General features: G+C 44.6%; 25 protein-coding genes. 14 read left to right on the plus strand and 11 right to left on the minus strand.

Translation table 11 applies throughout. The annotated features are described in order from the left end of the window. Nucleotides 1-31: 31 nt before the first annotated feature. From NSQ66_RS07365 to NSQ66_RS07380, 4 genes are all read left to right on the plus strand, one after another. Entirely contained in the window at nt 32-589 is a 558-nt protein-coding gene (locus NSQ66_RS07365; RefSeq protein WP_036675772.1) for an RNA polymerase sigma factor, read from the plus strand. Then, nucleotides 571-1,704 carry a hypothetical protein gene (locus NSQ66_RS07370; RefSeq protein WP_076141185.1) on the plus strand — a complete coding sequence of 378 codons (1,134 nt, stop codon included), beginning with the start codon at nt 571-573 and terminating at the stop codon, nt 1,702-1,704. Before NSQ66_RS07365 ends, NSQ66_RS07370 begins: the two co-directional genes overlap by 19 nt. A gap of 81 nt (nt 1,705-1,785) precedes the next feature. Next, entirely contained in the window at nt 1,786-2,658 is an 873-nt protein-coding gene (locus NSQ66_RS07375) for a hypothetical protein (protein ID WP_036675769.1), read from the plus strand. A 259-nt stretch (nt 2,659-2,917) separates the two neighbouring features. Then, the gene (locus tag NSQ66_RS07380; protein ID WP_051490872.1) at nt 2,918-3,931 is read left to right on the plus strand and encodes a stalk domain-containing protein; all 1,014 of its coding nucleotides are present in this window, start codon (nt 2,918-2,920) and stop codon (nt 3,929-3,931) included. Between the two features lie 130 nt (nt 3,932-4,061). Here NSQ66_RS07380 and NSQ66_RS07385 read toward each other — a convergent pair whose 3' ends face one another. Continuing rightward, nucleotides 4,062-5,504 carry a DHA2 family efflux MFS transporter permease subunit gene (locus NSQ66_RS07385; RefSeq protein ID WP_249267685.1) on the minus strand — a complete coding sequence of 481 codons (1,443 nt, stop codon included), beginning with the start codon at nt 5,502-5,504 and terminating at the stop codon, nt 4,062-4,064. 294 nt (nt 5,505-5,798) lie between these two features. On the opposite strand from NSQ66_RS07385, the gene NSQ66_RS07390 reads away from it, so the two are divergent. After that, nucleotides 5,799-6,380, plus strand: coding sequence for a TetR/AcrR family transcriptional regulator (locus tag NSQ66_RS07390; RefSeq protein ID WP_036675766.1), 582 nt, complete (start codon nt 5,799-5,801; stop codon nt 6,378-6,380). Nucleotides 6,381-6,478: 98 nt separating this feature from the next. On the opposite strand, the gene NSQ66_RS07395 is transcribed toward NSQ66_RS07390, so the two are convergent. The 3 genes from NSQ66_RS07395 to NSQ66_RS07405 are packed head-to-tail and all read right to left on the minus strand — an operon-like array spanning nt 6,479 to nt 9,503. Next, nucleotides 6,479-7,744, minus strand: coding sequence for an ABC transporter substrate-binding protein (locus NSQ66_RS07395; RefSeq protein ID WP_076141187.1), 1,266 nt, complete (start codon nt 7,742-7,744; stop codon nt 6,479-6,481). Nucleotides 7,745-7,782: 38 nt separating this feature from the next. Next, nucleotides 7,783-8,622, minus strand: coding sequence for a carbohydrate ABC transporter permease (locus NSQ66_RS07400; protein WP_076141188.1), 840 nt, complete (start codon nt 8,620-8,622; stop codon nt 7,783-7,785). Further along, nucleotides 8,622-9,503, minus strand: coding sequence for a sugar ABC transporter permease (locus NSQ66_RS07405; RefSeq protein WP_076125253.1), 882 nt, complete (start codon nt 9,501-9,503; stop codon nt 8,622-8,624). Before NSQ66_RS07405 ends, NSQ66_RS07400 begins: the two co-directional genes overlap by 1 nt. Nucleotides 9,504-9,766: 263 nt before the next feature. Between NSQ66_RS07405 and NSQ66_RS07410 the strand changes: the two genes are divergently transcribed. From NSQ66_RS07410 to NSQ66_RS07425, 4 genes are all read left to right on the plus strand, one after another. Next, on the plus strand, nt 9,767-10,237 hold the full coding sequence (locus NSQ66_RS07410; RefSeq protein WP_076144491.1) for a VOC family protein: 471 nt from the start codon (nt 9,767-9,769) through the stop codon (nt 10,235-10,237). Beyond that, nucleotides 10,237-10,935, plus strand: a complete 699-nt coding sequence (locus NSQ66_RS07415) for an SDR family oxidoreductase (protein ID WP_036675756.1) — start codon at nt 10,237-10,239, stop codon at nt 10,933-10,935. The genes NSQ66_RS07410 and NSQ66_RS07415 overlap by 1 nt, the downstream gene beginning before the upstream one ends. A 304-nt stretch (nt 10,936-11,239) precedes the next feature. Further along, entirely contained in the window at nt 11,240-12,073 is an 834-nt protein-coding gene (locus NSQ66_RS07420) for a metallophosphoesterase (RefSeq protein ID WP_076098875.1), read from the plus strand. A 150-nt stretch (nt 12,074-12,223) separates the two neighbouring features. Next, nucleotides 12,224-13,384, plus strand: coding sequence for a serine hydrolase domain-containing protein (locus NSQ66_RS07425; protein WP_076098874.1), 1,161 nt, complete (start codon nt 12,224-12,226; stop codon nt 13,382-13,384). Between the two features lie 182 nt (nt 13,385-13,566). Here the strand turns inward: NSQ66_RS07425 and NSQ66_RS07430 are convergent, their stop codons facing one another. Both NSQ66_RS07430 and NSQ66_RS07435 read right to left on the minus strand, forming a co-directional pair. Then, nucleotides 13,567-14,775 carry an MFS transporter gene (locus tag NSQ66_RS07430; protein WP_076104732.1) on the minus strand — a complete coding sequence of 403 codons (1,209 nt, stop codon included), beginning with the start codon at nt 14,773-14,775 and terminating at the stop codon, nt 13,567-13,569. A 118-nt stretch (nt 14,776-14,893) separates the two neighbouring features. Continuing rightward, nucleotides 14,894-16,069 carry a serine hydrolase domain-containing protein gene (locus NSQ66_RS07435; RefSeq protein ID WP_339279643.1) on the minus strand — a complete coding sequence of 392 codons (1,176 nt, stop codon included), beginning with the start codon at nt 16,067-16,069 and terminating at the stop codon, nt 14,894-14,896. Between the two features lie 172 nt (nt 16,070-16,241). Here NSQ66_RS07435 and NSQ66_RS07440 point away from each other — a divergent pair, with 172 nt between their 5' ends. Further along, on the plus strand, nt 16,242-16,700 hold the full coding sequence (locus NSQ66_RS07440; protein WP_036675753.1) for an Lrp/AsnC family transcriptional regulator: 459 nt from the start codon (nt 16,242-16,244) through the stop codon (nt 16,698-16,700). 123 nt (nt 16,701-16,823) lie between these two features. On the opposite strand, the gene NSQ66_RS07445 is transcribed toward NSQ66_RS07440, so the two are convergent. Beyond that, nucleotides 16,824-17,672: an AraC family transcriptional regulator gene (locus tag NSQ66_RS07445; protein WP_036675751.1), complete on the minus strand. Its 849-nt coding sequence runs from the start codon at nt 17,670-17,672 to the stop codon at nt 16,824-16,826. A 269-nt stretch (nt 17,673-17,941) separates the two neighbouring features. On the opposite strand from NSQ66_RS07445, the gene NSQ66_RS07450 reads away from it, so the two are divergent. The 4 genes from NSQ66_RS07450 (at nt 17,942) to NSQ66_RS07465 (ending at nt 21,996) form a co-directional block, all read left to right on the plus strand. Next, the gene (locus tag NSQ66_RS07450; RefSeq protein WP_036675749.1) at nt 17,942-19,321 is read left to right on the plus strand and encodes a sugar ABC transporter substrate-binding protein; all 1,380 of its coding nucleotides are present in this window, start codon (nt 17,942-17,944) and stop codon (nt 19,319-19,321) included. A gap of 64 nt (nt 19,322-19,385) precedes the next feature. Next, complete coding sequence (locus tag NSQ66_RS07455; RefSeq protein WP_036675748.1) at nt 19,386-20,288, plus strand: sugar ABC transporter permease; 903 nt, start codon at nt 19,386-19,388, stop codon at nt 20,286-20,288. Nucleotides 20,289-20,302: 14 nt separating this feature from the next. Further along, nucleotides 20,303-21,157 (plus strand): carbohydrate ABC transporter permease, encoded by an 855-nt coding sequence (locus tag NSQ66_RS07460; RefSeq protein WP_036675746.1) that lies wholly within the window; start codon nt 20,303-20,305, stop codon nt 21,155-21,157. Nucleotides 21,158-21,195: 38 nt separating this feature from the next. Continuing rightward, on the plus strand, nt 21,196-21,996 hold the full coding sequence (locus tag NSQ66_RS07465) for a histidinol-phosphatase HisJ family protein (protein ID WP_036675745.1): 801 nt from the start codon (nt 21,196-21,198) through the stop codon (nt 21,994-21,996). 6 nt (nt 21,997-22,002) lie between these two features. Here the strand turns inward: NSQ66_RS07465 and NSQ66_RS07470 are convergent, their stop codons facing one another. The 4 genes from NSQ66_RS07470 to NSQ66_RS07485 all read right to left on the minus strand — a co-directional run bounded on the left by NSQ66_RS07470 (nt 22,003) and on the right by NSQ66_RS07485 (nt 25,402). After that, a complete protein-coding gene (locus NSQ66_RS07470; protein WP_249267682.1) occupies nt 22,003-22,929 on the minus strand; it encodes a HAMP domain-containing sensor histidine kinase in 927 nt (308 codons plus the stop codon). 20 nt (nt 22,930-22,949) lie between these two features. Next, nucleotides 22,950-23,711, minus strand: a complete 762-nt coding sequence (locus NSQ66_RS07475) for an ABC transporter permease (RefSeq protein WP_076141190.1) — start codon at nt 23,709-23,711, stop codon at nt 22,950-22,952. Next, nucleotides 23,704-24,627 carry an ABC transporter ATP-binding protein gene (locus NSQ66_RS07480; protein ID WP_076141191.1) on the minus strand — a complete coding sequence of 308 codons (924 nt, stop codon included), beginning with the start codon at nt 24,625-24,627 and terminating at the stop codon, nt 23,704-23,706. The genes NSQ66_RS07475 and NSQ66_RS07480 overlap by 8 nt, the downstream gene beginning before the upstream one ends. A gap of 82 nt (nt 24,628-24,709) precedes the next feature. Next, nucleotides 24,710-25,402, minus strand: coding sequence for a response regulator transcription factor (locus NSQ66_RS07485; RefSeq protein WP_076141192.1), 693 nt, complete (start codon nt 25,400-25,402; stop codon nt 24,710-24,712). Nucleotides 25,403-25,480 lie beyond the last annotated feature (78 nt).

Raw genomic sequence — 25,480 nt, forward strand, 5'->3', positions numbered from 1 at the left:
TAACTGTACTGATAGTAGAAAGGAGACAGTCGTGGACTCTATTGAAGAAAAGATAAAGCGGGTACAAGCGGGGGAAGTCTACCTTTTTTCAGATATTATCAGACTCTACCAACAACGGATCTACCTCTACTGCTTTCGCTTGTTGAACAATAAGGAAGAAGCCGAGGATGCGGTTCAGGACATATTTATTAAGGCTTATCAGAACATCGGCCATTTTGAGTCTCAGGTGAGTTTTAACTCATGGCTCTACAGGGTTTCCTATAATCATTGCCTGAATCAACTGCGCCGGAAGAAATTTCAAAATCAGCTGCGAAAGTTACTCAGACAGGATGTAACCACTAAAAGCGCTGAACAAATGGTAGAAAATCAGTTGTTCAGTGAATCCGTGGCCTCTGCCCTGGAAAAGCTTAGCGTGGAGGAACGCAATCTGTTGATTTTGCGCATTTTTGAAGATAAATCATTTGCAGAAATTAGTGAAATTCTGGGTAAAAGTACGGTCACAGTTAGGAAACGGTACGAGCGGACAAGGTGCAAGCTCAGAGAAGTCATTGAAAGAAAGGAGAAACAACTATGCGCAAGGACGAATTGACTTCCGAAGAGTTGTTTCTGAAGGAGGGGGATAATTCTGCCAAACTTCCGCTGGTTGATGTTCATGATTCTGTAATGCAAGCCATCGGGCTAGGTAATGGTCACCTTGCTGTTAAGCCTGTACCTCACCAGCAGGAGGGGGACATCCCAGATATTATGCATAGAGTGGAGCCAGAAACCTATGCCAAACGATACCGTAAGCGCATGTGGAGCAGGCCTGTAAGGAGATGGGCAGCGGTGCTGATCCTGGTTGTCTTGATAGGAGGCAGCTATTCCTTGTTTAAGGAGAGTCCCTGGCAAGCTGCCAAATTTCAATATGAGGTGCTGCCATACGAGCCGCTTCTTGCAACGAAGGAAGGGGGGACGATTGAAGTATCTAAGAATCCGTTAGTTCCTTCAAAGGTAAAAATTCCTCAGAGAGTGGCGACCAAAGAAGAAGAGCTGCTGAGTGAAAAAAATTTAGAGGCATATAGAGTTGTAGAGAAATTATTACTACCGGGAGAGGGCGCTTCTTACGTGTTAAAAAAGGAAGGTGCTGGAGATGAACGTCCTCAGCTTGGCAGAGTTATTCCTGCGATGCTATTTAATGATTATTCCAGTTATTTAGCCAAAGCAGAAGAGTATAAGGTGCCATATTTGCCACGTCCGGAGTATCTGCCAGAAGGGTATGTTTTTGATCAAGCATGGATACAACCTGATTTTGAGGTCAACGAGAATGAACTGCTTGCCCTGACTGATGGTATAAAGCTGGAAGGCGGTTACCGGGTTATGTGGAAAAAAGAAGCTACGGCCAGTATTAATTATGACTATTCGTCGATGAGATACAAAAAAGGGGAGAGTATGGTAAGAATTAATGCCAAACACATCAAGGCAAAGTCCGGAACGGTGGAAAGCTTACTAAGGACGAACACCACAATCGTACAGAATATTCTTGTTAACGGAACCCAACTGATCTATACGGAAACTACAAACAATGAAATAAAGTTGGGGTATAGATACAGACTTGTCTGGACGGATCCAGAACAAAATGTAGTATACGATATGACTGCTGCACCGGAGTCTTCTTCTTTAACCAAAGAGGAGGTTATCCGAATTGCTGCCGACATGATGAAATAAGTATAGAAATTTGATGTCACAAATCCGGTAACGTAAGTGTTATGTAAGAGTACTACATATACAGGAAGGTGAGGTATTTTAATGAATAATAGAAAAACACTCATTGCCATGACCAGTATGACCCTAATGTTCGGTTTAGGTTATGGCTTCAAAGGAGAAGCTTACGCCGAGAAGACTGTTGCTCAGTCTGTGGAAGAAACCGCCATTAAGGCGGAAGTCAAATATATAGCTCAGGGCATCGATGAAGCTGCCAAAGCGAAAACAGATCAGGAACAAAAAAAATTCAAAAATCTCAAAGATCTGCAGCAGAAAGCATTAAGTGAAGAGCTTAAACCTGGAGAAATCAGATATGTGTATATTAATGACAAGGAATATCAAGCCTATGCTAAGGGATCACCCACTGCGGGTGCATATTATTCCCTTTCGTTTAATACGTATAATGAATATGTGGAAAAGTATGCTGCCGGCAATACCTCCATGCCACTGCAATTGCAAGAGCCTCCGGAAGGCTACAATTTTTTCAGGGCAATTGTTTCTCCATATATGACGAAAAAAGAACAGGATAAGATATACTATCAAGTGATCGCCGAGGGTAAGGCGTCCGATAAGAAAATATATGTAAAGAAATTGCAGGAGAAGCGTACAGCTATCAACATCATCTATAATATGACCACAGAGAAAAATGGTAAAAGAGGAGTTCTTGCCATCGCTGCCGAACCTGCAGGACCTAAGGATACGACTGTTGAATCCGAACCAGCAAATGCACAGTCGCAGAAGCTAAAAGTGAGTGGCCAAGAGGTGGTATACACACCTATTGATAAGATGGAGTACAAGTCAGTTGCATGGATGAATCCAAAGACCCGTGTCAATTATATTATTCGGGAAACCGGTGGACACCTGACCAAGGAGGATTTGATTGCTTTGGCAGGACAGATCATTGAAGCTTCGGCGTAGAATGATTCTAAGACACTTACTAATTAATTTGATTAAGGCAGCCCCCAGGGCTGCTTTTTGGTTTGAGTATAAAGATCTATAGTATTCACGCTATTTAGGAGATTAAAAGCGAAATGTGGCGTTGGCAATGGAAATGTGTCTTTTTTAAGTATTCACAAATAAAGAACGAATATCCTATCATTCCAATATTTACAATATTCGATATAAAGTGATATAATTTTCGAGATTCATATACATAAACATGAAAGAAGAGTGTAAGATGCTAAAGGTAACAAGTAAAAAAGTCATGTCAATTATTACAGTTAGCTCAATGCTGTTGGCTGTGGGTGCAGTCGCTTACGCAGACACGACATTGAAGAAGATTTCTGCATATCAGAATGCGGCCATCAGCATTGAAGTGGATAATCAGAAAGTGAACCTGTCAAGTAGTGAAGGAACAATGTACCCAATTATCTATGAGGGACATAGCTATGTATCCGCCAAGGCTGTATCTGAAGCACTGGGGGCAACCGTGAAATGGGATAACAGTCGTCAAGCTGTTGTGATCACATCGGCGAACGGCGGAACATCTACATCCGTTGTCCCGGATAAGGACAATACCGTTGCACAAGCTACTGCGAAGCCAGCAACCGTATCTACTCCGCCTGCAACCGAGTCCACACCGCAGGCAACACCAAAGCCTGCTGCCTCATCTTCCGCTACGACTTCCAGTAACAGCGGCGCTTCGTTTGCAGATGCAGTGAAGTTAGGTACTTCTTTTACTTATACGGACCTTGATAACAATTATAGCCCTAAAGGTGATTCAACATCTGTTCAATATACTTTCACTATCAATAAGGTTACGTCTACTACTCTCGGACAATTACATGCTCTTGGGTTTGAGGAACATGTCACTGATCCCGATGTAGCTGTAGATTATGTCCTGCTTGATGTAACGCTTAAGGTGAAGAACGCCACTCTTGTAAAAGGTAGTCAGGACCAAGGGCGGAAGTTCCTTTCAAGTTTTACACCTACCATTTGGGGGGTAGAAACATCCAGTGGACAATACTATATTGGTGGCTCTAGTGATTATTTTGAGGGATCTCTCGGAGAAAATATCGAAAAGTTGTTAGCTGATTTTCCTGAAGTCACCCCAAGTAAACCAGGTTCTTTTGAAGCTTCGGGTAAAGTTATTCTGCCAATAATCAAAGGCAAGGAGAACAACCTTGTTCTTTATAGAAACGATAGCAAGCTTGAGTCCGACAAAAGGTCCATCTATTTTAAACTGAAATAGTTATGCAAGTTAGCAGATGGTTTGGTCGCTAATTGTTGTAATAAAGATCAAACTAAAAAGAGATCAACGATGTCATTCATCGTTGATCTCTTTTTTATGATTCTTAAACAGTGCTGATAACTTCTATATATCAAGCTTCTTTGGCAATGACTTTTTTTAGCTTCAATTTGGGTTCTTGCTCAGGATCAGGCGCTTGCCCAACACGTTTAATAAAGAAAGATAGCAGCAGACCGAGGATGCCAATTCCCACAATCACTAGATAGGAATCATTGATCCCTTGAATGGATGCTTCCATAATCATATGTTCCTGTGTTCCGTTCTGTGTGCTGCCAGAGGCCAGCATATCCTTCATATGCGTTGTAGTACGGCTCGTCATTACGGTGACGAGCAGGGAAGTCCCGACGGCGCCAGCTACTTGTCGAATGGTATTTGAAATCGCTGTACCATGCGCACTAAGCTTGGCGGGTAGTTGATTTAGACCCAAGGTTTGTATAGGCATGAGAAGGAGAGCCATCCCGATCCGGCGGCCTGTTGACATGTATACCAGATACATGTAACTGGTTGAGTCGGTTAAGTTCACAAAGCTTAGAGTCGTTGCAATTGTAATTAACAATCCGATGATGGCGAGCCATTTCGCTCCGAACCGGTCGAACAGCTTTCCGGTTACCGGCATCAACAATCCCATTACGAGTGCACCGGGAAGCAGCAGCAAACCGGACTCCATCGCTGTAAAACCGCGGGCATTCTGCAGGTACAGAGGCAGCAGCATCATATCCGCATACATCACGATTGTAACTGCGATACTGATGACAGTCGTTAAGGAAAACATATTGTATTTAAAGGCCCGGAGATCAAGCAGTGGATTTTGGGAAGCCAGCTGTCTCCAAGTAAATAAGCCAAGGGAAAGCACACCTGCTGCTAAAGACAATAACACTTCTGCGCTCGACCAGCCTGCACTGGCAGCGAGGCTGAAGCCATACAGCAAGGTTCCAAAACCAATGGTAGAAAGAGTTACGCTAACAATGTCCAACTTGGGAAAGATGCGTTCTGATACATTTTTTAAATAAATAAATCCGCATATGATTACAATGACGGTCAAAGGAATCATGCCATAAAACATAGTCTCCCAAGAATAATGTTCCAAAATATATCCAGCCAGAGTAGGTCCAATCGCAGGTGCGAAAATAATGGCTAGCCCTACCATCCCCATGGCAGCCCCTCTCTTTTCAGGAGGGAACAGGGTCAAGATGACATTCGTGAGCAGTGGCATGATAATCCCGGCACCAGCTGCCTGAATCATACGCCCGGTCAACAGAACAGGGAAGTTTGTCGCGAGGGCCGATACGATCGTTCCAGCCAAAAATATAAACATAGAAGCTTGAAAAAGCTCTCGCGTCGTAAATCGTTGCATTAGATAAGCTGTAATTGGAATTAGAACACCATTAACCAGCATATACCCCGTTGTCAGCCACTGAGCTGTAGCCGCCGAGATATTAAAATCATGCATTAACTCCGGAACGGCAACGCTCATTACCGTTTGATTCAGTGTCGCAAGAAAGGCGCCCAAAATCATAATGAATAAGATGGGGCCCTTTTTCACGGAACTGCTTGTTACTTCTGTCTTTGTACTCACTCCACTCCATCCTTTCAACTCGTCGATCATGGACTAAATTTACAGTGTGTTGTATAGTTTACAATGCATGAATTAGATTATAAATGAAATTTTCATGTAATCAAGCAACAATTTGCGAAAAAATGTAAAGTAGTTTACATTCGTTCTGAAAATGTAGTTTTTTCTTTTTAAAAAACAACAATTATCTAAAATATGTAGCTTACAATATGAAAGTAAAAGATTGGAGAGTACAAGATGAATAACACAACGCAACGTACAGATCCCCGGGTACTTCGAACACGTCAATTGCTTAGAGATGCTGTGATTGAATTGCTTGAGGAAATGGATATTGAGAAAATATCAGTAAATCGTATTGCAGAGCGGGCTAAAATCAATCGGGTTACTTTTTATCTGCACTATCGGGATCTCCCGGATATGCTGGAAAAGATGGCGGATGAGATGGTGGAGGACATTCTACAAGTGGTGAACAACGATGACAACCATCACCAGTCGGTTGATGAAGAGAATTTGAGGATATTAGAAAGTCTGCTTAAGCATATTGCGGAAAATGCAAAATTCTACAAAGTCATACTCACATCCAAACGAAGCCCGATTTTTACAGATCGCCTGTTTAATTTGATGGCGGAAATCATTTCTGCGCACCAGGAGAAAAAGGAGGGGACTGCTGATCATTCAAAGACGCCGATACAAAAGGACATTGCCGTTTGGTACGGTTCAGCAGCTCTAATCGGCACGGTTATTTCTTGGCTCCGAGATGACATGCCCTATACGCCTGTGTATCTTGCCAGACAAATTAGTATGCTGCGTGCGAACTAGCAACGGGTTCCGACTAATGAACGGAGAGGAATTAAATGAACACGAACAAACAGCCACGCATCGTTGCGCGGCTGTTTGTCGTATTTAGAGCAGGTAAATCACTGCACACTGAGATTATCCCAGTTGACTTGGAATTCCTTCAACATCCCTTCTTTGGTCAGCTTGCCGCCGAGATACCCTTGTATGCTGCTGGATAATTCCTGTGGCATCCCGTTCGGCAGACGGGTCCAGTTCCAGGTCAGCGCTTGATCTTTATCGGTATAGGCCAGCACCTCAGCACCTAGTGCTCCAAGATCTTCTTCGGTTCCCTTAATGTTGTCGAGCGCAGGGATGAATTGGAATTCCTTGGTGATATATTTTTTTCCGGTCTCGGAGGTGACGAGCCAATTCAGGAAGACCTTGGCCTCCTCCTTAACGGGAGAGTTTTTATTGATAACCCAATTGCTGGGTACGCCTACATAAAGCTTGTCGTTGTCTTCGGGAGTGTCGTCAATGGGCATGGGCAGGAGGCCCAGATTAAGATTGGGATCGATGCCGTCGATCTGTCCTTGAGTCCAGTTACCCTGCTGCATCATCGCAGCTTCACCGCTCGCTAGCATAGTGACTTGAGTATTATAGTCGGTCGAGAGCGGGTTCTTATTGCCGTACTCTACAGTAAGGTCAAGTAGATCGATCCACTTGGAGAAAATAGGGTCTCCGGCGAAGGTTTTGGAACCGTCTGTAAGTCCGGCGATGAATGCCTCCGGATCAGGCTGCTGGGCGAAAGGTACGTTTACATTATGATTGCCAAGCACGAACCATTCTTGGTAACCATTCGCAAAAGGTGTGATGTCTGCCGCTTTTAACTTCTCGGAGGCTTCGCGCAGAGCGGTTAGCGTCAATGGCTTCTCGGTGATTCCGGCTTTCTTAAATAGATCCTTATTATAAATGAAGCCGTATCCTTCCAGATTCATCGGCATCCCATAGAGTTTGCCATCGATGGTCATTTGTTCTGCTGCGAGTGGCTTTACATCCTTGGCCCAAGCTTCGCCGCTCAGGTCCTCCAGATATTCCAGCCACATATCACGTTCATTGTTGCCGCCGATGGTGAAGATATCCGGCTCATCTCCGGAAGAGAATTTGGCACGCAGCGAGGCGCCATAATCGGTCCCGCCTCCCACGCTTTGTACCTCAAGCTTAATATCGGGATGTTCTTTCTCGAATTCGGTCTTGAGCGAAGCCAGCGCTTCAGATATTTCAACCTTGAACTGGTAGATGTGTACGGTTTTGACTCCATCTGCATTGTCGCTGCTGCGTCCGCAACCGGCTGTCAGGGCAGCCAGCAGCAGGGAGCATGCGAGGAGAATTCCACGTTTTGTTCTCATATTCATTCATCCTCTCTGGCTGAAAGTCACGTGTATGGTTAGCCCTTCACGGAACCTTGGGCAATGCCTTCAATAATATATTTTTGCATCACTAGGAAAAAGATGACCACCGGTGTAATCCCCAGTACAAGTCCTGGAAGCGCCAAATCCCACTGCTTCGTATATTGTCCGAAAAAGCTATAAGTGGCAATAGGAATGGTGCGAAGCACCGGATCCTGCAGAATAAGCGATGGCATCAAGTAATCATTCCAGATCCACAGGGTGTTCAGTATGATGACGGTGACGATAATCGGCTGCATAAGCGGAAGAACAATCCGGAAAAAGGTACCATAAGGACTGCTGCCATCTACTCTTGAGGCCTCCTCGATATCGAGAGGTACCGATTTGACGAAGCCGTGGAATAGAAAAACAGTCATCGGGGCGCCAAACCCAAGATATGCTAAAATCAAACCGGCGGTTGAATCCATGACGCCCAAACCGCTGACGACCTGTACCAGCGGAATCATAATAGATTGAAATGGAATAACCATGGCGGCTACTAATGCAATATAGAGCACACGGTTATACAAGCTGTTGTTGCGGACCATTTTGTAAGCGCACATAGAGCAGAGGAATGCTAGCAGAACATTACTAATCACCGTGATGATAAAAGAGTTCAGGAAGGCGCGAGGGAAATTGGTAGCTTTCCAAGCTTCCGCGTAGTTGCTCCACTGGAGTGCTGAAGGCAGCGCAGCAGAGTCAGAAAGTATTTCACTATAGCTTTTCACTGAGTTAGCCAGTAAAAAGTAAAAGGGCACTAAAAATAGAAGTCCCAGCAGGATTACAATCACTTCGATGAGAAGCAGGGGGACATTAAATTTCTTGGCGGTAGTCTCCATTACAGCTCCACCTCTCTTTTCTTGGTTGCTCTAACCTGTAGTAGGGAGATCACGGCCACGATGACGAAGAAAACCATCGCTTTAGCCGAGCCCATTCCGAACCGGCTGATGGTATAGGCTTCATTGTAAATATTCAAGGCTACAGATTCGGTAGCTTTAAAGGGTCCACCCTTGGTCAGCGACAGGTTGAGGTCAAACAGCTTAAAGGACCAGGAGATAGATAGAAATAGACAAACAGTTACAGCGGGCATGACCAGTGGAAGAGTGACATGGCGCAAGGCCTGAAAACGTCCGGCTCCATCCACTTTGGACGCTTCAATTAGGCTTTGGGGAACATTGTTGATAGCAGAGATGTAGATCACCATCAGATATCCCGCATTTTGCCAGACAAATACGATAACAATCGCCCAGAATGCTGTCCCTCCGGTGCCTAGCCAGGGAAGATTAAAGAAGGACCAGCCGGTGGCCTGCCCGATAGAGGAGAATCCTCTGACAAAAATAAACTGCCAAATAAACCCGAGCAAAAGTCCGCCAATGACATGCGGTACAAAAAATACCGTTCTCAGGACATTACGTGTGAACAGTTTACGCGTCAGCACATAAGCGAGTGCGAAGCCAAGCAGATTGGTCAGCACTAGACCGAAGAAAGTGAACTTCGCCGTGAACCAGAATGAATTAAGAAAGGAAGGATCCTTGGTGAAAATATGTAGATAGTTCCGCAGTCCGGTCCACTCGACATGCCGCGAGATTCCGTTCCAGCTGGTAAATGAATAATAGAGTCCCAAAAAGAAAGGAATCAGCACAATAATAAAGAAAAACAAGGAAGTTGGCCCGACAAAAATAAACTGCTGCATCAGGCGTGATCTTTTTCTATGGTCCATCGTTCCTCACCCCTTTTGTTAATTTAAACTTTTCATTCTATAACCGAATTGGTCATTAACCGAAACAAAAAGTAACATCACGCACCAAATATTCTTAACCAGTTGCGGCATCTGGAGAGGTATAAATGCCTATGATAGCGCCGAAGTCGGCTGGACTTTCTCTGGATAATTTTCACTGGCTCGGAGCGATTTATTTTCAGGCTTGACAGCCTTTTCAAAGAATCGGTATGGTGGACTTGTCAGACAAATGGGAGGTAGAGTACATGTCAGGATGGCTGGGGAATCATTTTGTTACGCAGATTGGAATTTTGGTGAATGATGTTGAAAAGGTAAGCACGGCTTATGCGGAATTTTTTGGAATGGAGAAGCCGGAAATTATCGTTACAGATACAGAAGATAAGGCGCAGACTCGGTATAATGGCGAGGCGACGGTGGCGCGGGCTAAGCTGGCTTTTTTTGATATGGGCTCCCTGCAGCTTGAGCTGATTGAGCCAGATCAGCAGCCCAGTACGTGGCGTGATTATTTGAATGAGCATGGTGAGGGACCTCATCATATTGCTTTTGTGGTTGAAGGAATGAAGGAGAAGATTACGCTGCTCGAAGGCAAAGGGTTCCCACTCCAGCAAAAGGGTGAGTATACCGGGGGGCGTTATGCTTATCTGGACACGTTCAAGGAGTTAAAGATGATTGTGGAACTGCTGGAGAACGATAAGGATAAAGGAGAGGATTTATAGTGAATATACTAATTACTGGTGCCGGACGTGGATTGGGTTATGAGCTGGCGGCTGAGGCATTGAAGCGGGGGCATGGAGTCATTGCCGGGGTTCGCCGTCCTGATCAGGAACAAACAGCACTATCCCAGCTTGCTGCGACCTATGGCGAGAAGCTGACTGTGGCCGCGCTGGACGTGACGGATGAAGAAGGAATCGCGGCGCTTGCTGCGAATCTGCAAGGACAAGGCCGGACACTTGGTGCCATTATTAATAATGCGGCGGTGCTGACCGCCAGGGACACACAGATTGAAGAGCTGGATTTCCAAGATATGCTTACCACGATGGATATTAATCTTTACGGACCGATGCGGGTGGTTAAGCATTTCTTGCCGCTGCTCACTGAACCCAAACTTTCGATTATCAATATATCGTCGGAAGCAGGCAGCATTACTAATGCTTATTCGGGAGACTATCCATATTCCATCTCCAAAACGGCACTTAATATGTTCTCACAGCAGCTGCATGTGTATTTAAAAGAACGCGGGGTACAAGTACTCGGCGTACATCCTGGCTGGATGCATACGGAGATGGGCGGGGCAGAGGCGCCAACGAATCCGACCCAAAGTGCTGAGGGCATCATGGACTTGATCGAGAAGCGGACAACACCGGAAGGTCATTTCATGTTTGTAGATTATACGGGTAAGGACATGAAGATTTAAGTAAGAGTGTTCTAACTAAAAGAGGTAACTCAATAGCCATTCGTGGCTTCTGAGTTACCTCTTTTTGATTTTTCTATATGCTTATTTATTTCTTAATCAATAAATAAGTCTATGAATGGTATTATATTATTCATTTCTATGGGACTAATTATAATCTCCAGTTTGGGACAAGCCGCATAAATGACCACAAAGTATAAGAGGAACTAATCTCCTAGATGAATCCATTGGTCCAAGAGTCCCTAAGGTAAAGCGAATATAAATACTACTATGATCCTTCATCCATTTTAAAAGAGGTGAATCTAAGATGAAAAGACAGGTGAAACCTAGTAGGAGAAGAAGACCTGCCTCCAGACTGCAGCCTAAACGTAGTTTAATTCTTAAGGCAAAAGCACAAATCATTAACTTTGCGGTTATTGGTGATAGTCATGTGGGGTATGGAAACAGCGCAAGCATTTTTAGGAATCTTTTGCCTAAAGCTGTGAATAGCGGGAATAAGAGATTTGTTATTTTTGGAGGAGATAATACGCAAGCGGGAGCTAATCATGGAAATAATGCGAATGCTTACTACAAGGACTTCAAGGATACGGTAACAAGCACGCTCGGGAGTATTCCTTATAAAGCATCTATAGGAAATTGGGAGGCAAGTACACAGTCCTTATTCAGACAATATTTAGGTGCTGATGAAGGGCAAATGAATTTCCCGGGTACTCAGGGGAAGGTCAAGTATGTATGGCTTAATTGTGCGCTTGGACGGTTCACTCCGGGTAGTATAAATTTGTTGAAAAATTTAGATGATAGTTTTTATTATATTATAGATTTTCATTGGCCCCTCAAAGTGAGCGGGATTACGGTGGACCCAACCCATGTATTAAGCGCATCGGAGACGAATAAGTTTTTTTCATCCATTCCTACAAAAGTGAGAGATAAGGTGCTAGCTATTTTTACGCATCATGGACATCTGTTTTACCAAAAACTTAGTAATATATATCCCGGTTACAACAAAACTAAATTTTTTGTATGCGGATGTTCCGGGGAATATAAATGCAAAACAAATGGCGATCGGGGTTATTACAATGCCACATTATCCATCAACGGGACAACATTTAATGTGGATGCTTTTAAGGTAGCGGTCAATTAGTAAAACAAAGCTAAGCTGATTTTCGGGAGAAGCCGGGGTCAGCTTTAGCAACAATTCAGGCACAGGATAATAGTAAGCTAGCAGGATTATTTAATATATTTGTATAATAGTTTATATATGTATTAAATGAATCATATTGGAGGGCTACCGATGAGAGGGTTAGTATTTAATTCTTTAGAACAGGCGGGTGTCTCGGCCTTTGGTGTGGAGCGCATTCGTACAGCCGCCGCGCAAATGGTTGAAGACAATATCACACCTGCGCAAGTTATTGTTGCTGCGAGAAAGGGGACGCTGCTGGTCCATCAAGCGAATGGAAAAACAGGCCCTGAAGCAGACGCAGCGGAATTAACCGCGGATGCTATATTTCCACTCTGTTCCATAACAAAACTATTTACTGCAACCGCTATTATGATGTTAGTGGAACAAGGGAAAGTGGGTCTAAATAGGCCGGTTTCTGATTACATCCCCGAATTTACAGGGGAAAACAAAACAAAGGTATGCGTACATCATTTGTTGACACATACCTCTGGAATTGAGGTTGATGTGATTCGTTCTAATGGAATTGCCAAACAGGCGCAAGAGGAATATCCTCCACACGAACCTAATCAAGATCCAGAACTGCATAGTTACTTATATGGCGGTTATGATGCACCACTTAGCCATGAGCCAGGTACTGTGATGTCTTACTGTGGATATGGTTATGAGCTGTTGGGTGAAATCATACGGCGTGTTAGTGGACAAGCTTATGATGTATTCGTAAAGGAAACCATTTTTAAACCGCTGGGAATGGAAAATACATATTATCATGTGCCAATGGAAGTGCGGAACAGAGTAGTTAGACGTGCTCCTGAGGCAGCATGCGCGGAATGGGTAGACAGCGAATACAATTTGAATTCTGTATCTGCGGGGGGCGGCGCTTACTCAACGGCTATGGATTTGGCTGTTTTTGGCCAGATGTTCCTTAACGGTGGAATTTATAACGGAGTACGATTCCTTAGTCCGGTAACAGTAAAAGAAATGACCCGCAATCAAATTCCGGGCGTATCCTCACAATATAGAGATGAAGTTTTTCCTGAAGCGTACTGGGGATACGGATGGGCGATTAATGGCACGAAGCGTGACGGCGGAGATCTGCTCTCTCCTGATGCCTATTCACACTGGGGGGCGGCAGGTCCATTCCTCTGTGTGGATCCGATTTATCAGACGGTGACGGTTCATTTATCCGTAGAGCTGGATCACCAGAAGCCATTTAAAAATATGTATGTTGATTATTTCAATAATACCGTTCTGGCAGCGATCACAGATCTGTAATTCGGCCAAGGATCTGCAAGAATTTATCAAGGGTTGATTTTATAAAATCTAATATAAGAAAGCCAGTGGCATATATTAGTCCTATCTAATATGCACCACTGGCTTATTTTTTAAAAAATCTCTTGTTCAGCTACTGTTATCTGTAAACTCGATGATTGTGGCAGGATTTCTTATGTGTGTGCTTAACGCTTCCTTGAAGGAAATCCGTAATCTTTAGCACGCCACGCTACTAGCAGCGCAAGAATCAATAGTATAAACATTACCCACGGGAAGGAGCGGACACCAAGTGTTTCAATAAGAATCCCTCCCATCACGCCGCCACCGCCAATAGCTAGGTTCCATGCCGTCACCAACATCGATTGGGCCACATCTGCACTTTCGCCAGCGGTTTCGGCAACGGCTGTCTGTAGCAAAGTAGCCGCTCCTCCAAACGTCAACCCCCATACACCAACCACTAAATAGATCACTACGGGCTGGCTGCTACTAATGCTTAGTACAATGGATGATAAGGCGAAAGCAGCGAGGCTGATCAGAACCAATGGACGCAGCTTGCGGTCGATCAAAATACCGATGACCCAGATGCCAACAAGCGCTGTAATGCCAAAAATAAGCAGTACCAAGTCAACGCGCTGGGTTAGCCCGGCCTGAGTAAGATAAGGGGCAATGTAGGTATACAAGATGTTGTGTGCCAGTACCCATGCCAGAACAACAAACAGTACCGGCCGTACCCCCGGAATAACAAAAACCTTGTAGAGAGGGAGTCGCTTATCAGGGGCCTCTCCTGGATAGTCCGGTAGCTTCCAAAACACCCAAGCGATTAGCATCAGAGCCAATAGCGACATGATCCCGAAGATAGAGCGCCAGCCTACAAGGGTGCCAAGAAGTGTTCCCGCAGGGACACCGAGTGCCAGAGCGAGAGGCGTGCCAACCATGGCTACGGCCATTGCTCGTCCCTTGAGTGACTCCGGAACCATGCGCCGGGCGTAACCTGCTATCATCCCCCATAAGACTCCAGCGGATACGCCTGCGAAGAACCGAGCTGTCAGCGTAAGTATATAATTGGAAGAAAAAGTGGTGACGGTGTTGAATATGAGAAAACCAAGGATGCACATTAGTAGCAGTGGTCGCCGCCGCCATCCACGCGTCACGGTAGTTAAGGGAATCGCCGCCAACAGTGAACCCAGGGCGTACAAAGTGACAAGTTGACCTGCAAGGGCCTCGGAGACTCCAAGCCCCTCACCTATTTGGAGCAACAAGCCGGCCGGAATCGTTTCGGTAAGAATACAGATAAACCCCGTCATGGCTAGGGCGAGTAATCCAGCCCATGGCAGACGTTCAGAAGAGGGAGTGCTGGAGGCACTTTGTGTGGCAGAAGATGTGTTTTGGCTCATAGAGAAGCCCCTCTCTTATATAATTTTAGCAAACTCAATGATACACACGACGAATAGGTCTACTAGACAGAGAGCCTAGGCCGGTTCATTCCGGACCCAGGCACCTTGTGTTCTTGCTCTATTTATTACGTCTATCATAAATGGCATCACAAAGGTCAACAGTAAACTGACCCGACATGCCTTCCAGTGCAGTATTAGTGAAAGCCACGGCACTGAGGCGTTGCTTCGGATCGACGAACCACGAATGACCATAAGTGCCACCCATGCGCCAAGTACCCGGGGATTCCGGAGTGTCTGCGGCGACAGGATCCTTTAGTACCGTAATGCCTAGGCCAAAGCCTCGTCCTGGCCAGAAGGCCATTGGCAGATCACCGATCTGGTTGGTCGTCATATCGTGAACCAGTGACTCCGGTAGCAGCGGCGCTCCGCCCTTACGTAATGTTTCCAGCAGTTGCAAAAAGTCTCCGGCGCTGCCGACCATGCCAGATCCTCCAGAAGGATAGGCAGTAGTGTCAAATGCTCGGCTAGGGGCAAGCAGGAACCCAGCCGTTCCCTCCACAAAGGCAATACTGTCGGGCTCAAGTAAGGGCCGTGGCTCTGGAGTATCATTGGCATAGGAAGTGGCCAGCCGTTCTCGGTCAACTGCAATAAAACCCGTGTCGCTCATGCCAAGCGGCTTTGTCACGAGTGAATGTACAGCTTCACTGAGCGGTGTTTCTGTGACCTTTGCAATTACTGCTCCCAGCACATCTGTCGCGATGGAATATTTCCACTCGGTACCTGGCGTATAAAGGAGGGGGACAGAGGCAAGACGACGCAGGTTCTCTTCCAACGTGATGCCGGGCTGATCCATACCATCTGATACCCCTGCTGACTGATAGGAACCCTTCTCTTCTTGAAAAAATCGGTAAGACAGGCCTGCGGTGTGCGTCATCAAATGACGAATCGTCAAGGTCGCGAACTCGCCATTCTGCAAACGCGGCTGAAACTCTGGAAGCCAACGATCAACGCGGTCGTCCAGCTGTAGACGACCTTGCGCAACTAATACTAGGGCTGCCGTTGAAACGATAGGTTTAGTAACTGAAGCTAGCCGGAATAAGGCATCTTCTCGCATAAGTCGGCCTATCTCGCGGTCGGCAAAACCGGCAGCACGGCTATAAACCAGTTCCCCATCTATCATCACTTTAATGACAGCACCGACCAAACGCTTGTCAGCGAGGGTTCGATCGATTACTCTATCGATGCGACCTGATAAACATTCTGTATTTATTTTGTTTGAATCCAATATACTCATCTGTCTTCATCCCTTCGGAATAGTTAAAGCCAGGAACACTTTACTATTGTAGGGTTATTATATATAACGAGTTATCTTGATTACATAAGGCAACTAAGTTAAATTAGCCTTATAACGGTTAATTACAAGCTAGTTAATATAGAACACCTTAAATTTAAAGGAGGCGATTTTGATGGACCATGTTGATAAGCAAATTCTTTTCCATCTTCAAAATCAAGCAAGAATTTCTATGACAGAGCTGGGGAAATGTGTCGGTTTATCGCAACCTGCGGTTACGGAGAGAGTTAGGCGTATGGAGGAAAAAGGCATCATCAGCGAATATCGCACCATAATTTCTCCTGAAAAGATTGGGAAACATGCTGCTGCCTACATGTTATTTCATTCTAGGGATTGTAATGCATTCCTTGATTTCTGCCGCTCAAGTCCTGATGTCGTCGAATGTTACCGTATAAGTGGGGAACACAACTACTTATTGAAAGTAGTAACCGACTCTACACGAGCCCTAGAGGAGTTCGGAAATCAATGTGATAAATACGGTACCTACACGATTCTAATCGTGATGTCATCGCCAATCGATCATAAATTTCTTATACCATCGCTTGAAGAAGCAAGCCTAAACTTACTGAGTTAGATTTTAAACATAATCCGTTAGCCTGTCGCAACAAAAAAAGACTCTTCTATATAAATAGAGGAGTCTTTTTGGTGTGGATATTGTAATAAAAATGATTGCAGCTGCTCCTTTTTCGTAGATACATCATGGACTCTCTATTTTATAAGTCTGGCGGTATTTTAATGGAGAAAGCCCGGTGATTTCCTTAAATACCCGACCAAAGTGAGTCATATTATCAAATCCAACATTTTCAGCTATCTTGGCTACTTTAAAGGCAGTATTAATTAACAAGGCACGAGCTTCCTTTATCCGCACATTATTCAAATATTCTGTAAAGGTGAAGCCTGTACTATCACGAAAAGTTTTGCAGAAGTAGGAAGGACTGATATAGAATCTGTTGGCAATATCGCGTATGGAATGACGTTGGTCGTAATAACGGTTGAGATAGTCAACAATTTCAAATATTTTTTTGTTCACTACACTGATTTCTTCAGTGATTGCAGGAGGCATCGCTTCCTGGTGGCGATAAATATAAATAAGCAGCTCAAACATTAGTGTTTTTAGATAGAATTCATAGCCGGGAGGTTGCTTCGTAAATTCAGAGACCATTTTATTGAATAATTTCTCGATAAAGTTTTGTTCAGAACCATTAAATCGCAGCAGATGACAATCTCGTGTAAAAGTGGACAGCAAATCAAGCGTCTTATTGTTCGGAAACAGATCTTCGAGGAACTCGCGTTTAAATACAAGTGTTATTCGTTCAAAGGTCTCCCCACTCGAATTGACAAGCTTATGAATTTTATTGATGTCAATCAGCAATAGAGAACCCCCGACAACCTGATAAGCCTTATCCTCTATGAAATAGCAAATATCCCCCGAAACCATGTAAAAAACCTCATAACCGTTATGGTAATGTCGTGTAGGCATGCTGGATTGACTTTTTTTCTCTCGACTGATGTCGAATTTTTGTACTTCATAAAAATTGGTTTCCATTTGCTATCCCTCCCAATTCAGTTATATGTCAACTATATTAACAAGAATATATGCAGAAAAACAATATATTTAGTGAATATATGTGCTGAAAATCATATTTTTAGACGCTATGATGAAGTTGTTCCGAATGGTTTAGCAAAGGGGGTGTGAAGAGAAAATTAGAATGTTATCTAAATTATCGAATTGTGTAATCTATATGTAAACTTATGCTGAAATTAGAGATGCTTTGAACGATTTTAAACGAAAAATGAAAAAAGGTGGGACATAAAATGAAATCTCAATTCTTAAAAAAGAACCTTCTTTCTACATTTCTACCCGTTGCAGTTCTCGGAATGTCATTGTCGGCATGTGCCGGATCTGGTGATAAGGAATCTACTATCGACCCTTCAGGTGTGCAGAGTAATAAGGGAGAGACAGTAGAGATTAATTGGGTGATGGCTGCAGATCCGGATAAAAAAGCTTGGCAAGACGAGACGATCGCTTCGTTCGAAGCCACTCATCCTAATATTAAAGTTCATCTTGAGAATATTCCGTATGATCAGTTCGATCAGAAGTTGACCACTATGATCTCAAGCGGCAACGCTCCTGATGTGTGGAATCCGAACCAGGCGGACAGCGGTTTTGCTACTTATATGAAGATGGGTGCCCTGAAGGACTTAACGCCTTACATTGAAAAAGGGGCTCCAGAGCTGGATACGATGGATAAGGATTTGCTGGATGTATATAAAATTGATGATAAATTTTTCGGAATTCCGCTTGTCAGCAATGCGACGTATCTGTTTTACAATAAGGATTTATTCGATCAGCAGGGTATTCCTTATCCAACAACGGACTGGGATGACACTTCATGGAACTACGATAAAATGTTAGAAATTGCTCAAAAGCTTTCTCATGATGTAGGTAATGTACGCAAGCAGGTATTCGGATTTGCAAGCGGCCTTAGTCCGAATGCTATGGCTTGGTCATTTGGCGGTGATTTTTTTAAGCCAGAAGCGTATACCTCAGGGGTTATGGGGGAGCCGGATCTACTTAATGACAAAAATATTGAAGCGTTACAATTTAACCTCGATTTAATTAACAAGTATAAGGTTGCACCGGACCAACAGACTGTGTCTGCCGCGGCTCAGCTTGGAGATGTGTTCATGACGGGGAAAGTTGCCATGTACATTAATGGAGGTTGGGGATTGGGTTCTTATGAAAAAGCGGACTTTCGCTGGGGTGTCGCAGCTGTTCCCTACCATGATGGCCGCAAAGTGACACTTTTTGTGGACCCATGGAGCATCTCAAACTCAAGTAAACATCCGGATGAAGCCTGGGAATTTGTCAGATATCTGGCCGATCCCAAAACCGATGGAGGCGCCTATCGCTATATGAATGATGTCGGTAGAACGCCAGCGGACAGCAGCTTGTTTGAACTGTGGTACGAAAAAATATCCTCGCAGATTGGGATGGATAAAGCGGAATTCAAACAAGTCCATGAGGGTGCTATTAAGTATGGACGTGAAGCTGAAAATCATCTGATCGTAAAGTTCAATACGATTCTAGAAACCATGAACCAGACCATGTCTTCTGTATGGAATGGAAGTAAAGATTTGAAAGATGGACTGAAGGAAGTGGATCAGAACCTCCGTTCACTCAAACTGGATTAACTAGAACTGGAAGGATAAGCGGCCGCTAATCGCAGACTAGCCGGCCGCGTAAGGAGGATGATTCATGAAGCGAATGGCAACTGAGAGTAAGCGGGAGGAACGCGCCTTCTGGATGTTTATTATGCCGTGGTTTATCGGTTTCATATTGTTTACTGGCGGACCGATCATCGTGTCGCTGATGTTAAGTTTCTCCGAATACAATGTAATTTCGTCTCCTGAATTTATAGGGTTTGATAATTTCAGGCTGTTATTTCAGGATAGGCTGTTCTACAAATCGTTATCTGTCACCATCTATTATTCCTTATTGTCCGTACCCTTTACCATTGTATCTTCGTTGGTGATTGCCCTGCTGCTGAATCAGAAGGTTCGAGGACAGTCATTACTTCGTACGCTGTATTATGCGCCAAGTGTTATTTCCGGGGTGGCGGTGTCTTTCCTGTGGTCTTGGCTGCTTAACCCGACCTTCGGGGTAGTCAATTCCTTACTCTATGACTGGTTTGGTGTGGAAGGTCCAGGCTGGTTCACGAGCCCGGGGACGGTCGTCCCATCTATGGTTCTGATGCAGTTAACGGCGTCAGGTTCAACCATGGTGATATTCCTAGCTTCCTTGCAATCTCTTCCGAGTGATCTATATGAAGCGGCGTCAATTGAAGGAGCAGGTGTGTGGAAAAAGTTCTACAAAATTACACTTCCGCTCATTTCGCCGGTGGTTTTGTTCAATACGATTATTGCAATGATCGCTTCCCTGCAAGTATTTACTGAATCCTACGTCATTACGAAAGGCGGACCGGACTGGAGTTCATATTTCTATGTATACTACTTGTTTGATACAGCCTTTAAACAATTTCGGATGGGTTATGCCTCTGCTCAGGCCTGGATTCTATTTATCATCCTTTTTACACTGACTCTTGTATTCATGTGGAGTTCGAAGCGGTTTGTCCACTATGAATATGACTCTAAAAGATAGGAGGGATTCACATCATGAGACAGCGAAGTTTTTTACACGGCAAGCTGAAGCCCATTCAGAAGATACTGTTATATCTAATCCTTTATGGCGGCGTTATTCTTTTCGCATTCCCGTTATTCTGGATGTTGGTCACCTCGCTAAAAACCATGGGCGACATTCATAAAGTCCCGATGATATGGCTGCCATCCTCTATTCAATGGAGTAATTATAAGCAAATTTTCATAGATGCTCCAATGGGGCGATATTTATTGAATTCGGTAGGCTACACATGTATCTCAGTATTTGGGACTGTGCTTGCCTCCTCTATGGCTGCGTTTGCGTTCGCTCGTCTTCGTGCCCGTGGAAATATGCTTCTGTTTGTGCTTGTACTCAGCACAATGATGATCCCGTCACAAGTGACTTTGATTCCTCAATATTTGTTATTTAATCAAATTCATTGGACAAATTCTTATTTGCCGCTTATCGTTCCGGCATTTACAGGCAGTGCATTTGTTATCTTTTTGCTACGCCAATTCTATCTTGGGATCTCTAGGGAAATGGATGAGGCAGTTAAGATAGATGGTGGAGGACATCTGGTCATGTATTGGAGAATTCTCCTGCCCTTGTCGGCACCGGCGCTCGCTACATCGGCTGTTCTAGAAATCATGTCCCGTTGGAATGATTTATTTGGTCCACTTATTTATTTAAGTGAAAGCAGTCAATATCCTCTTTCACTAGGATTAGCAAATTTCACAGCCGCATATGGACAAACACCATGGAATCTGTTGATGGCAGCATCTGTGGTAACCGTCTTTCCGTTGCTGTTATTGTTCTTTTTTGCTCAAAAAGTATTTATTCAAGGAATTGTTATTTCTGGATCGAAAGGTTAACGCGAATCATAAAAAAGTTTATTACCTGGAGGGAACTTATGAAGTTTGATTATCATACACATCATAATCGTTGCGGGCACGCAACAGGAACAGTAAGAGATTATGTAATTGCAGCCATTGAAAAGGGATTACAGGTTATTGGAATCTCAGATCATACTCCTGCATTTGCGCTGGAGGAAGACCTGCCCTGGCCCGGAGGAGCTATGGCGAAGAGTGAATTTCCTGCATACGTGGATGAGGTTCTAGCTTTAAAAAAAGAATTTGCGGGACAGATTGATGTAATGCTGGGGATTGAAGCGGACTTTTTGCCTGATTCCCTGGATATATATCGTAGTGTCATCGCCAGTTATCCCTTTGATTATGTGATTGGTTCGATTCATAATTTCGGCGGAATCAGCATTTACGATGGAGAATACTGGGACGGATTGGATCAGGCGGGGAAACTTGCGACCAAAAATCTGTATTATGATTATGTCTCTCAATCGGCTAAAAGTGGCTTATACGACATACTAGGCCATGTGGATGCTTTAAAGCGGTATTTTCCCGGTTATTCCGGCTTGTGGACAGAAGCGCTGGATTTCACCCTGCAAACCGTTGCAGCAAGTGACGTAGTTCTCGAAATTAATACTTCTGACGATAACTGTGTCCCAGATACGGCTTTTCTAGAAAGAGCTCTGTTTCATGGTGTGAAGGTCACGATTGGATCAGATGCACATGAACCCGAACGGGTGGGAGATCAGTTCGAAGAAGTCCGGAAAAACCTGCAGGCCATTGGCTATCGGGAATGGGCTACATTCCATAAACGGGTTAGAACAATGGTTAGTCTAGACCAAATATAAAATGAATTAAGTAGCCAAGCTAATGCCGGCATCACCTAGTTTCCAACGGCAGGTCATTATCAGCTGATCATCCTCCAGTTCGGCTGTCAGCGTGCCACCCATTTTATTCATTAGACTTTTGGCGATGGAGAGACCCAGCCCGGAAGCTTGAGAAGATCGGGTACGGTCTGCGGTATAGAATCGGTCAAATAAGAGGTTAATATCGCTTCCGACTAGTTCCTTCGCATCGTTTACTATTGTTAAGTCAGCTGTTTCCTGCTGTCGTTCGAAATGGATTTCTACATACCCAGTCGCATGTTTGACCGTATTGACAAGTAAATTTTCGACAACTCTCCGCACAGCGGATTCATCGGCGTATACGGATACATTTTCCTCAGGTAGCCGTATATCCGGTGTAATATTGCGTTCGTTGAAAGAATCGTAAAATCCGACCAGTATTTCCGAGAGTAGAGCCCTCATCCCAAGCTTTTCCGTATGTAGAGGATAATCTAGCGATTCGATCAAGGAAAGCTCAAAAAAATCATTCAGCAGCGCCTGCAGCCGTTTCGTCCGATTTTTAACGATGGCAACATATTCAAGCTTTTCATCAGGGGTAATTGACTCATCCTCCAACAGTTGAATATAACCGAAGATGGAGGTGAGGGGTGTACGGATATCATGTGAAATATTCGCCACAGCCTGACGGAATTCTTGTTCGACACGTTTTCGCTGGGCTTCCGCTTCGACGATTAAATCAGATTGACGATTGATTTGTCCCGCAAGCGCCTCAAGCTTCTGGTCGAATAGAGCCACATCAATTTTTTTACCGGATGCTCGCTCGTTGTAGGTATGCAATTGCTCTGTTATCCGCCCTAGTTCTCGCCTTAACATTAAGAAACGGAAAAGCAGGAGAGCTCCTGCCGCAAACAATATGATTGTCAGAATAAGCAACACTCTCCTGCACCCCCCATTTGTTATTTGATCTCTTTTCGGTGGAATACGAGAATACCGAGTACCCCGGAAACGGCTATTGTCAACAACGGCACGAGTAGAAGCGCTGGCCAATCTCCGCTGTCGATACTGGGCTTACCGATATCGCTCACCCGTTTGAAGATGGAATAATCGTACAAATTACTAAAGAAAGAGATCTTCGAACCTATACTAGCCAAAACCGTATCGATCATAAGGAAGAAAATCATTGAGAAGCCGATAGTTTTGCCGCTGTCGGTTAGGATTACGGTGAACAGCGCCCCGATGGCTGCGTAACCAGCCGTGTACAATAACGTTAGCCCGAGAGCTCGCGGTATGAAAAGTGTAGTGCTTCCTTCCGGCAGATGACCGAAGCCCGAAAGCAGCGTGACTTCGACTGTGCTGACAATAGGAAAGACGAGCGAAATCGCCATGGCTCCAACTGCGAATACGATTAGTTTTGCTGCGAACAGCCGCCCTCTGGTGTTGCCCGAAGATGCGATCGTCTTCATGACTCCTGTGGAATATTCGTTAGAGATAAAGAATCCAGCCAGAATGGCTACGCCGAATTTAATAATGTAGGCATTGCTTGAAATAAAGGTAGTCAGAAATTCAGCGCCGGTGATCTGAGGTTCCCCATTGGACCGATGATCAAAATAATATAGCAATGGGTAAGCAAGCGAGAGAACGGAAAGTGCCAATAGAAAAGTCCAAAATGATCTATTCTTACGGAGCTTGAAAAACTCCACTCTGATCAGATTATACATTTAGGTTCCCCCCAATCCGCTTTGTAAAATAACTTTCCAAGTCTTCACCCATAGGCATAAACTTCTCGATCTCGAGGCCGGCATTGAATAAAGCTGTTGATACTTTGCCTGGCTGCTCAATACGGCTATACAACTTGATGGTTCCATCCTGCATCACTTCGAAATCGGCCGTACCCAGCTCGTTCTGAATGACGGCTGTTGCCTTGCCCGGATCATCCACTTTGATAAATAAATACTGCTGACATTTCTCGTTTAATTCCTCCGCAGTGAGTTGTTCAAGCAACTGACCGTGATGAATAATGCCATAATGACTTGCCATTAAATGCAGCTCACTTAGAATATGACTTGAGATCATTATCGTAATGCCTAGCTCACGGTTTAGTCGCTTGAGCAGTTCGCGCATTTCGACGACACCCATCGGATCCAACCCATTAGTTGGCTCGTCCAGAATCAGAAATTCGGGATCTCCCAGTAAGGCGATGGCAAGACCTAACCGCTGCTTCATTCCAAGTGAGAAATTTTTGGCTTTCTTCTTTCCGGCGCCCTGCAGTCCAACTTGCTCTAGCATTCTAGGAACACAATCTTTGCCGGGAATACCACGTAGAATCCGGTTTGCTTCTAAATTTTCACTCGCAGTCATATGGGGGAATAAAGCGGGACTCTCGATAATCGAGCCGATTCGCTTACGAGCCTGGATCAGGGCTTGCTCTTCACTGGCTCCGAACAGCTCGATCGTCCCCTGAGTCGGAAAAGCAAGTCCGGTCACAATCCGGATTAATGTTGATTTTCCGGCTCCATTTTGTCCAATAAAACCATAAATAGAGCCTTTACGGATTGACAAATTGACTTTGTCCAGCGCTGTATGGCCCTTGAACTTTTTGGATAGCTGATTTGTTTTTAATACATACTCGTACATCTCGTCTTGGCCTCCTTTTCGTGATAGACCAAGTATAGAATTGAAAACATAAGAAGAGCTAAAGCCAAATCTTAAGAATGTCTTAAGGCTTGAGCCGATAACCTATGCCCCATACCGTCTCGATAAATTCGCTTCCTGGTGCGGCCTTGGTTAGCTTGCTGCGCAAATTGCTCATATGGACATTGACCGTATTGTCGTCCCCGAAATATGGCTCGTGCCAGACTCTTTCATACAAATTCGCTTTCGTAAACACCTTTTTGGGGGCTGACAAAAGTAACGAGAGAATTTCAAACTCTAGAGCTGTGAGCGTCAGTTCCACACCATTTGCCGTAACCGACATCGCATCTCGATGAAGTACAAGGCCCTGATGCTGGAGCACGTTAGGCAAAGCCGATTGCGCAATCCGCGAATACAAACGTAGATGAGAATCGATCCGTGCAGAGACTTCTTCAACATCGAAGGGTTTTGTAATGAAATCATCCGCCCCCGCCCGTAGGGCAGACACCTTGGTCTGGGGCTCACCCTTGGCGGAAATGATAATTACCGACATATCGTCCCGCCCGGCAATCCTCTCAAGTAGTTCCTCTCCCGACATGCCAGGCAGCATCAGATCCAGTAGCAGCATGCTCCATTGACGTTGCTCCAGATAGAGAAGTGCCTCCGTTCCCGAGTAAGCGGGTTGGGGAATGTAGCCGCTTTTCTTAATAATGCTGCACAGCAATCGGTTGATGTCGCTGTCGTCCTCAGCAACAAGAATATGTATCGGGTTATTCATTTAATCTCCTTTTTCCACCTAAAATAGGTCGTTGTTCGGATGAATGCCTATTAAATAGGATAGCAGGTTTTAGATTCT

Source organism: Paenibacillus sp. FSL H3-0329, from assembly GCF_037963285.1.
GTDB classification, from domain to species: domain Bacteria; phylum Bacillota; class Bacilli; order Paenibacillales; family Paenibacillaceae; genus Paenibacillus_AQ; species Paenibacillus_AQ odorifer.

Bases quoted from the DNA above. Each gene is read 5' to 3' on its own strand.
- NSQ66_RS07370 (WP_076141185.1), top strand. From the start codon at position 571: ATGCGCAAGGACGAATTGACTTCCGAAGAGTTGTTTCTGAAGGAGGGG.
- NSQ66_RS07375 (WP_036675769.1), top strand. From the start codon at position 1,786: ATGAATAATAGAAAAACACTCATTGCCATGACCAGTATGACCCTAATG.
- NSQ66_RS07380 (WP_051490872.1), top strand. From the start codon at position 2,918: ATGCTAAAGGTAACAAGTAAAAAAGTCATGTCAATTATTACAGTTAGC.
- NSQ66_RS07385 (WP_249267685.1), bottom strand. From the start codon at position 5,504: ATGATTTTGGGCGCCTTTCTTGCGACACTGAATCAAACGGTAATGAGC.
- NSQ66_RS07390 (WP_036675766.1), top strand. From the start codon at position 5,799: ATGAATAACACAACGCAACGTACAGATCCCCGGGTACTTCGAACACGT.
- NSQ66_RS07395 (WP_076141187.1), bottom strand. From the start codon at position 7,744: ATGAGAACAAAACGTGGAATTCTCCTCGCATGCTCCCTGCTGCTGGCT.
- NSQ66_RS07400 (WP_076141188.1), bottom strand. From the start codon at position 8,622: ATGGAGACTACCGCCAAGAAATTTAATGTCCCCCTGCTTCTCATCGAA.
- NSQ66_RS07405 (WP_076125253.1), bottom strand. From the start codon at position 9,503: ATGGACCATAGAAAAAGATCACGCCTGATGCAGCAGTTTATTTTTGTC.
- NSQ66_RS07410 (WP_076144491.1), top strand. From the start codon at position 9,767: ATGTCAGGATGGCTGGGGAATCATTTTGTTACGCAGATTGGAATTTTG.
- NSQ66_RS07420 (WP_076098875.1), top strand. From the start codon at position 11,240: ATGAAAAGACAGGTGAAACCTAGTAGGAGAAGAAGACCTGCCTCCAGA.
- NSQ66_RS07425 (WP_076098874.1), top strand. From the start codon at position 12,224: ATGAGAGGGTTAGTATTTAATTCTTTAGAACAGGCGGGTGTCTCGGCC.
- NSQ66_RS07430 (WP_076104732.1), bottom strand. From the start codon at position 14,775: ATGAGCCAAAACACATCTTCTGCCACACAAAGTGCCTCCAGCACTCCC.
- NSQ66_RS07435 (WP_339279643.1), bottom strand. From the start codon at position 16,069: ATGAGTATATTGGATTCAAACAAAATAAATACAGAATGTTTATCAGGT.
- NSQ66_RS07440 (WP_036675753.1), top strand. From the start codon at position 16,242: ATGGACCATGTTGATAAGCAAATTCTTTTCCATCTTCAAAATCAAGCA.
- NSQ66_RS07445 (WP_036675751.1), bottom strand. From the start codon at position 17,672: ATGGAAACCAATTTTTATGAAGTACAAAAATTCGACATCAGTCGAGAG.
- NSQ66_RS07450 (WP_036675749.1), top strand. From the start codon at position 17,942: ATGAAATCTCAATTCTTAAAAAAGAACCTTCTTTCTACATTTCTACCC.
- NSQ66_RS07455 (WP_036675748.1), top strand. From the start codon at position 19,386: ATGAAGCGAATGGCAACTGAGAGTAAGCGGGAGGAACGCGCCTTCTGG.
- NSQ66_RS07460 (WP_036675746.1), top strand. From the start codon at position 20,303: ATGAGACAGCGAAGTTTTTTACACGGCAAGCTGAAGCCCATTCAGAAG.
- NSQ66_RS07465 (WP_036675745.1), top strand. From the start codon at position 21,196: ATGAAGTTTGATTATCATACACATCATAATCGTTGCGGGCACGCAACA.
- NSQ66_RS07475 (WP_076141190.1), bottom strand. From the start codon at position 23,711: ATGTATAATCTGATCAGAGTGGAGTTTTTCAAGCTCCGTAAGAATAGA.
- NSQ66_RS07480 (WP_076141191.1), bottom strand. From the start codon at position 24,627: ATGTACGAGTATGTATTAAAAACAAATCAGCTATCCAAAAAGTTCAAG.
- NSQ66_RS07485 (WP_076141192.1), bottom strand. From the start codon at position 25,402: ATGAATAACCCGATACATATTCTTGTTGCTGAGGACGACAGCGACATC.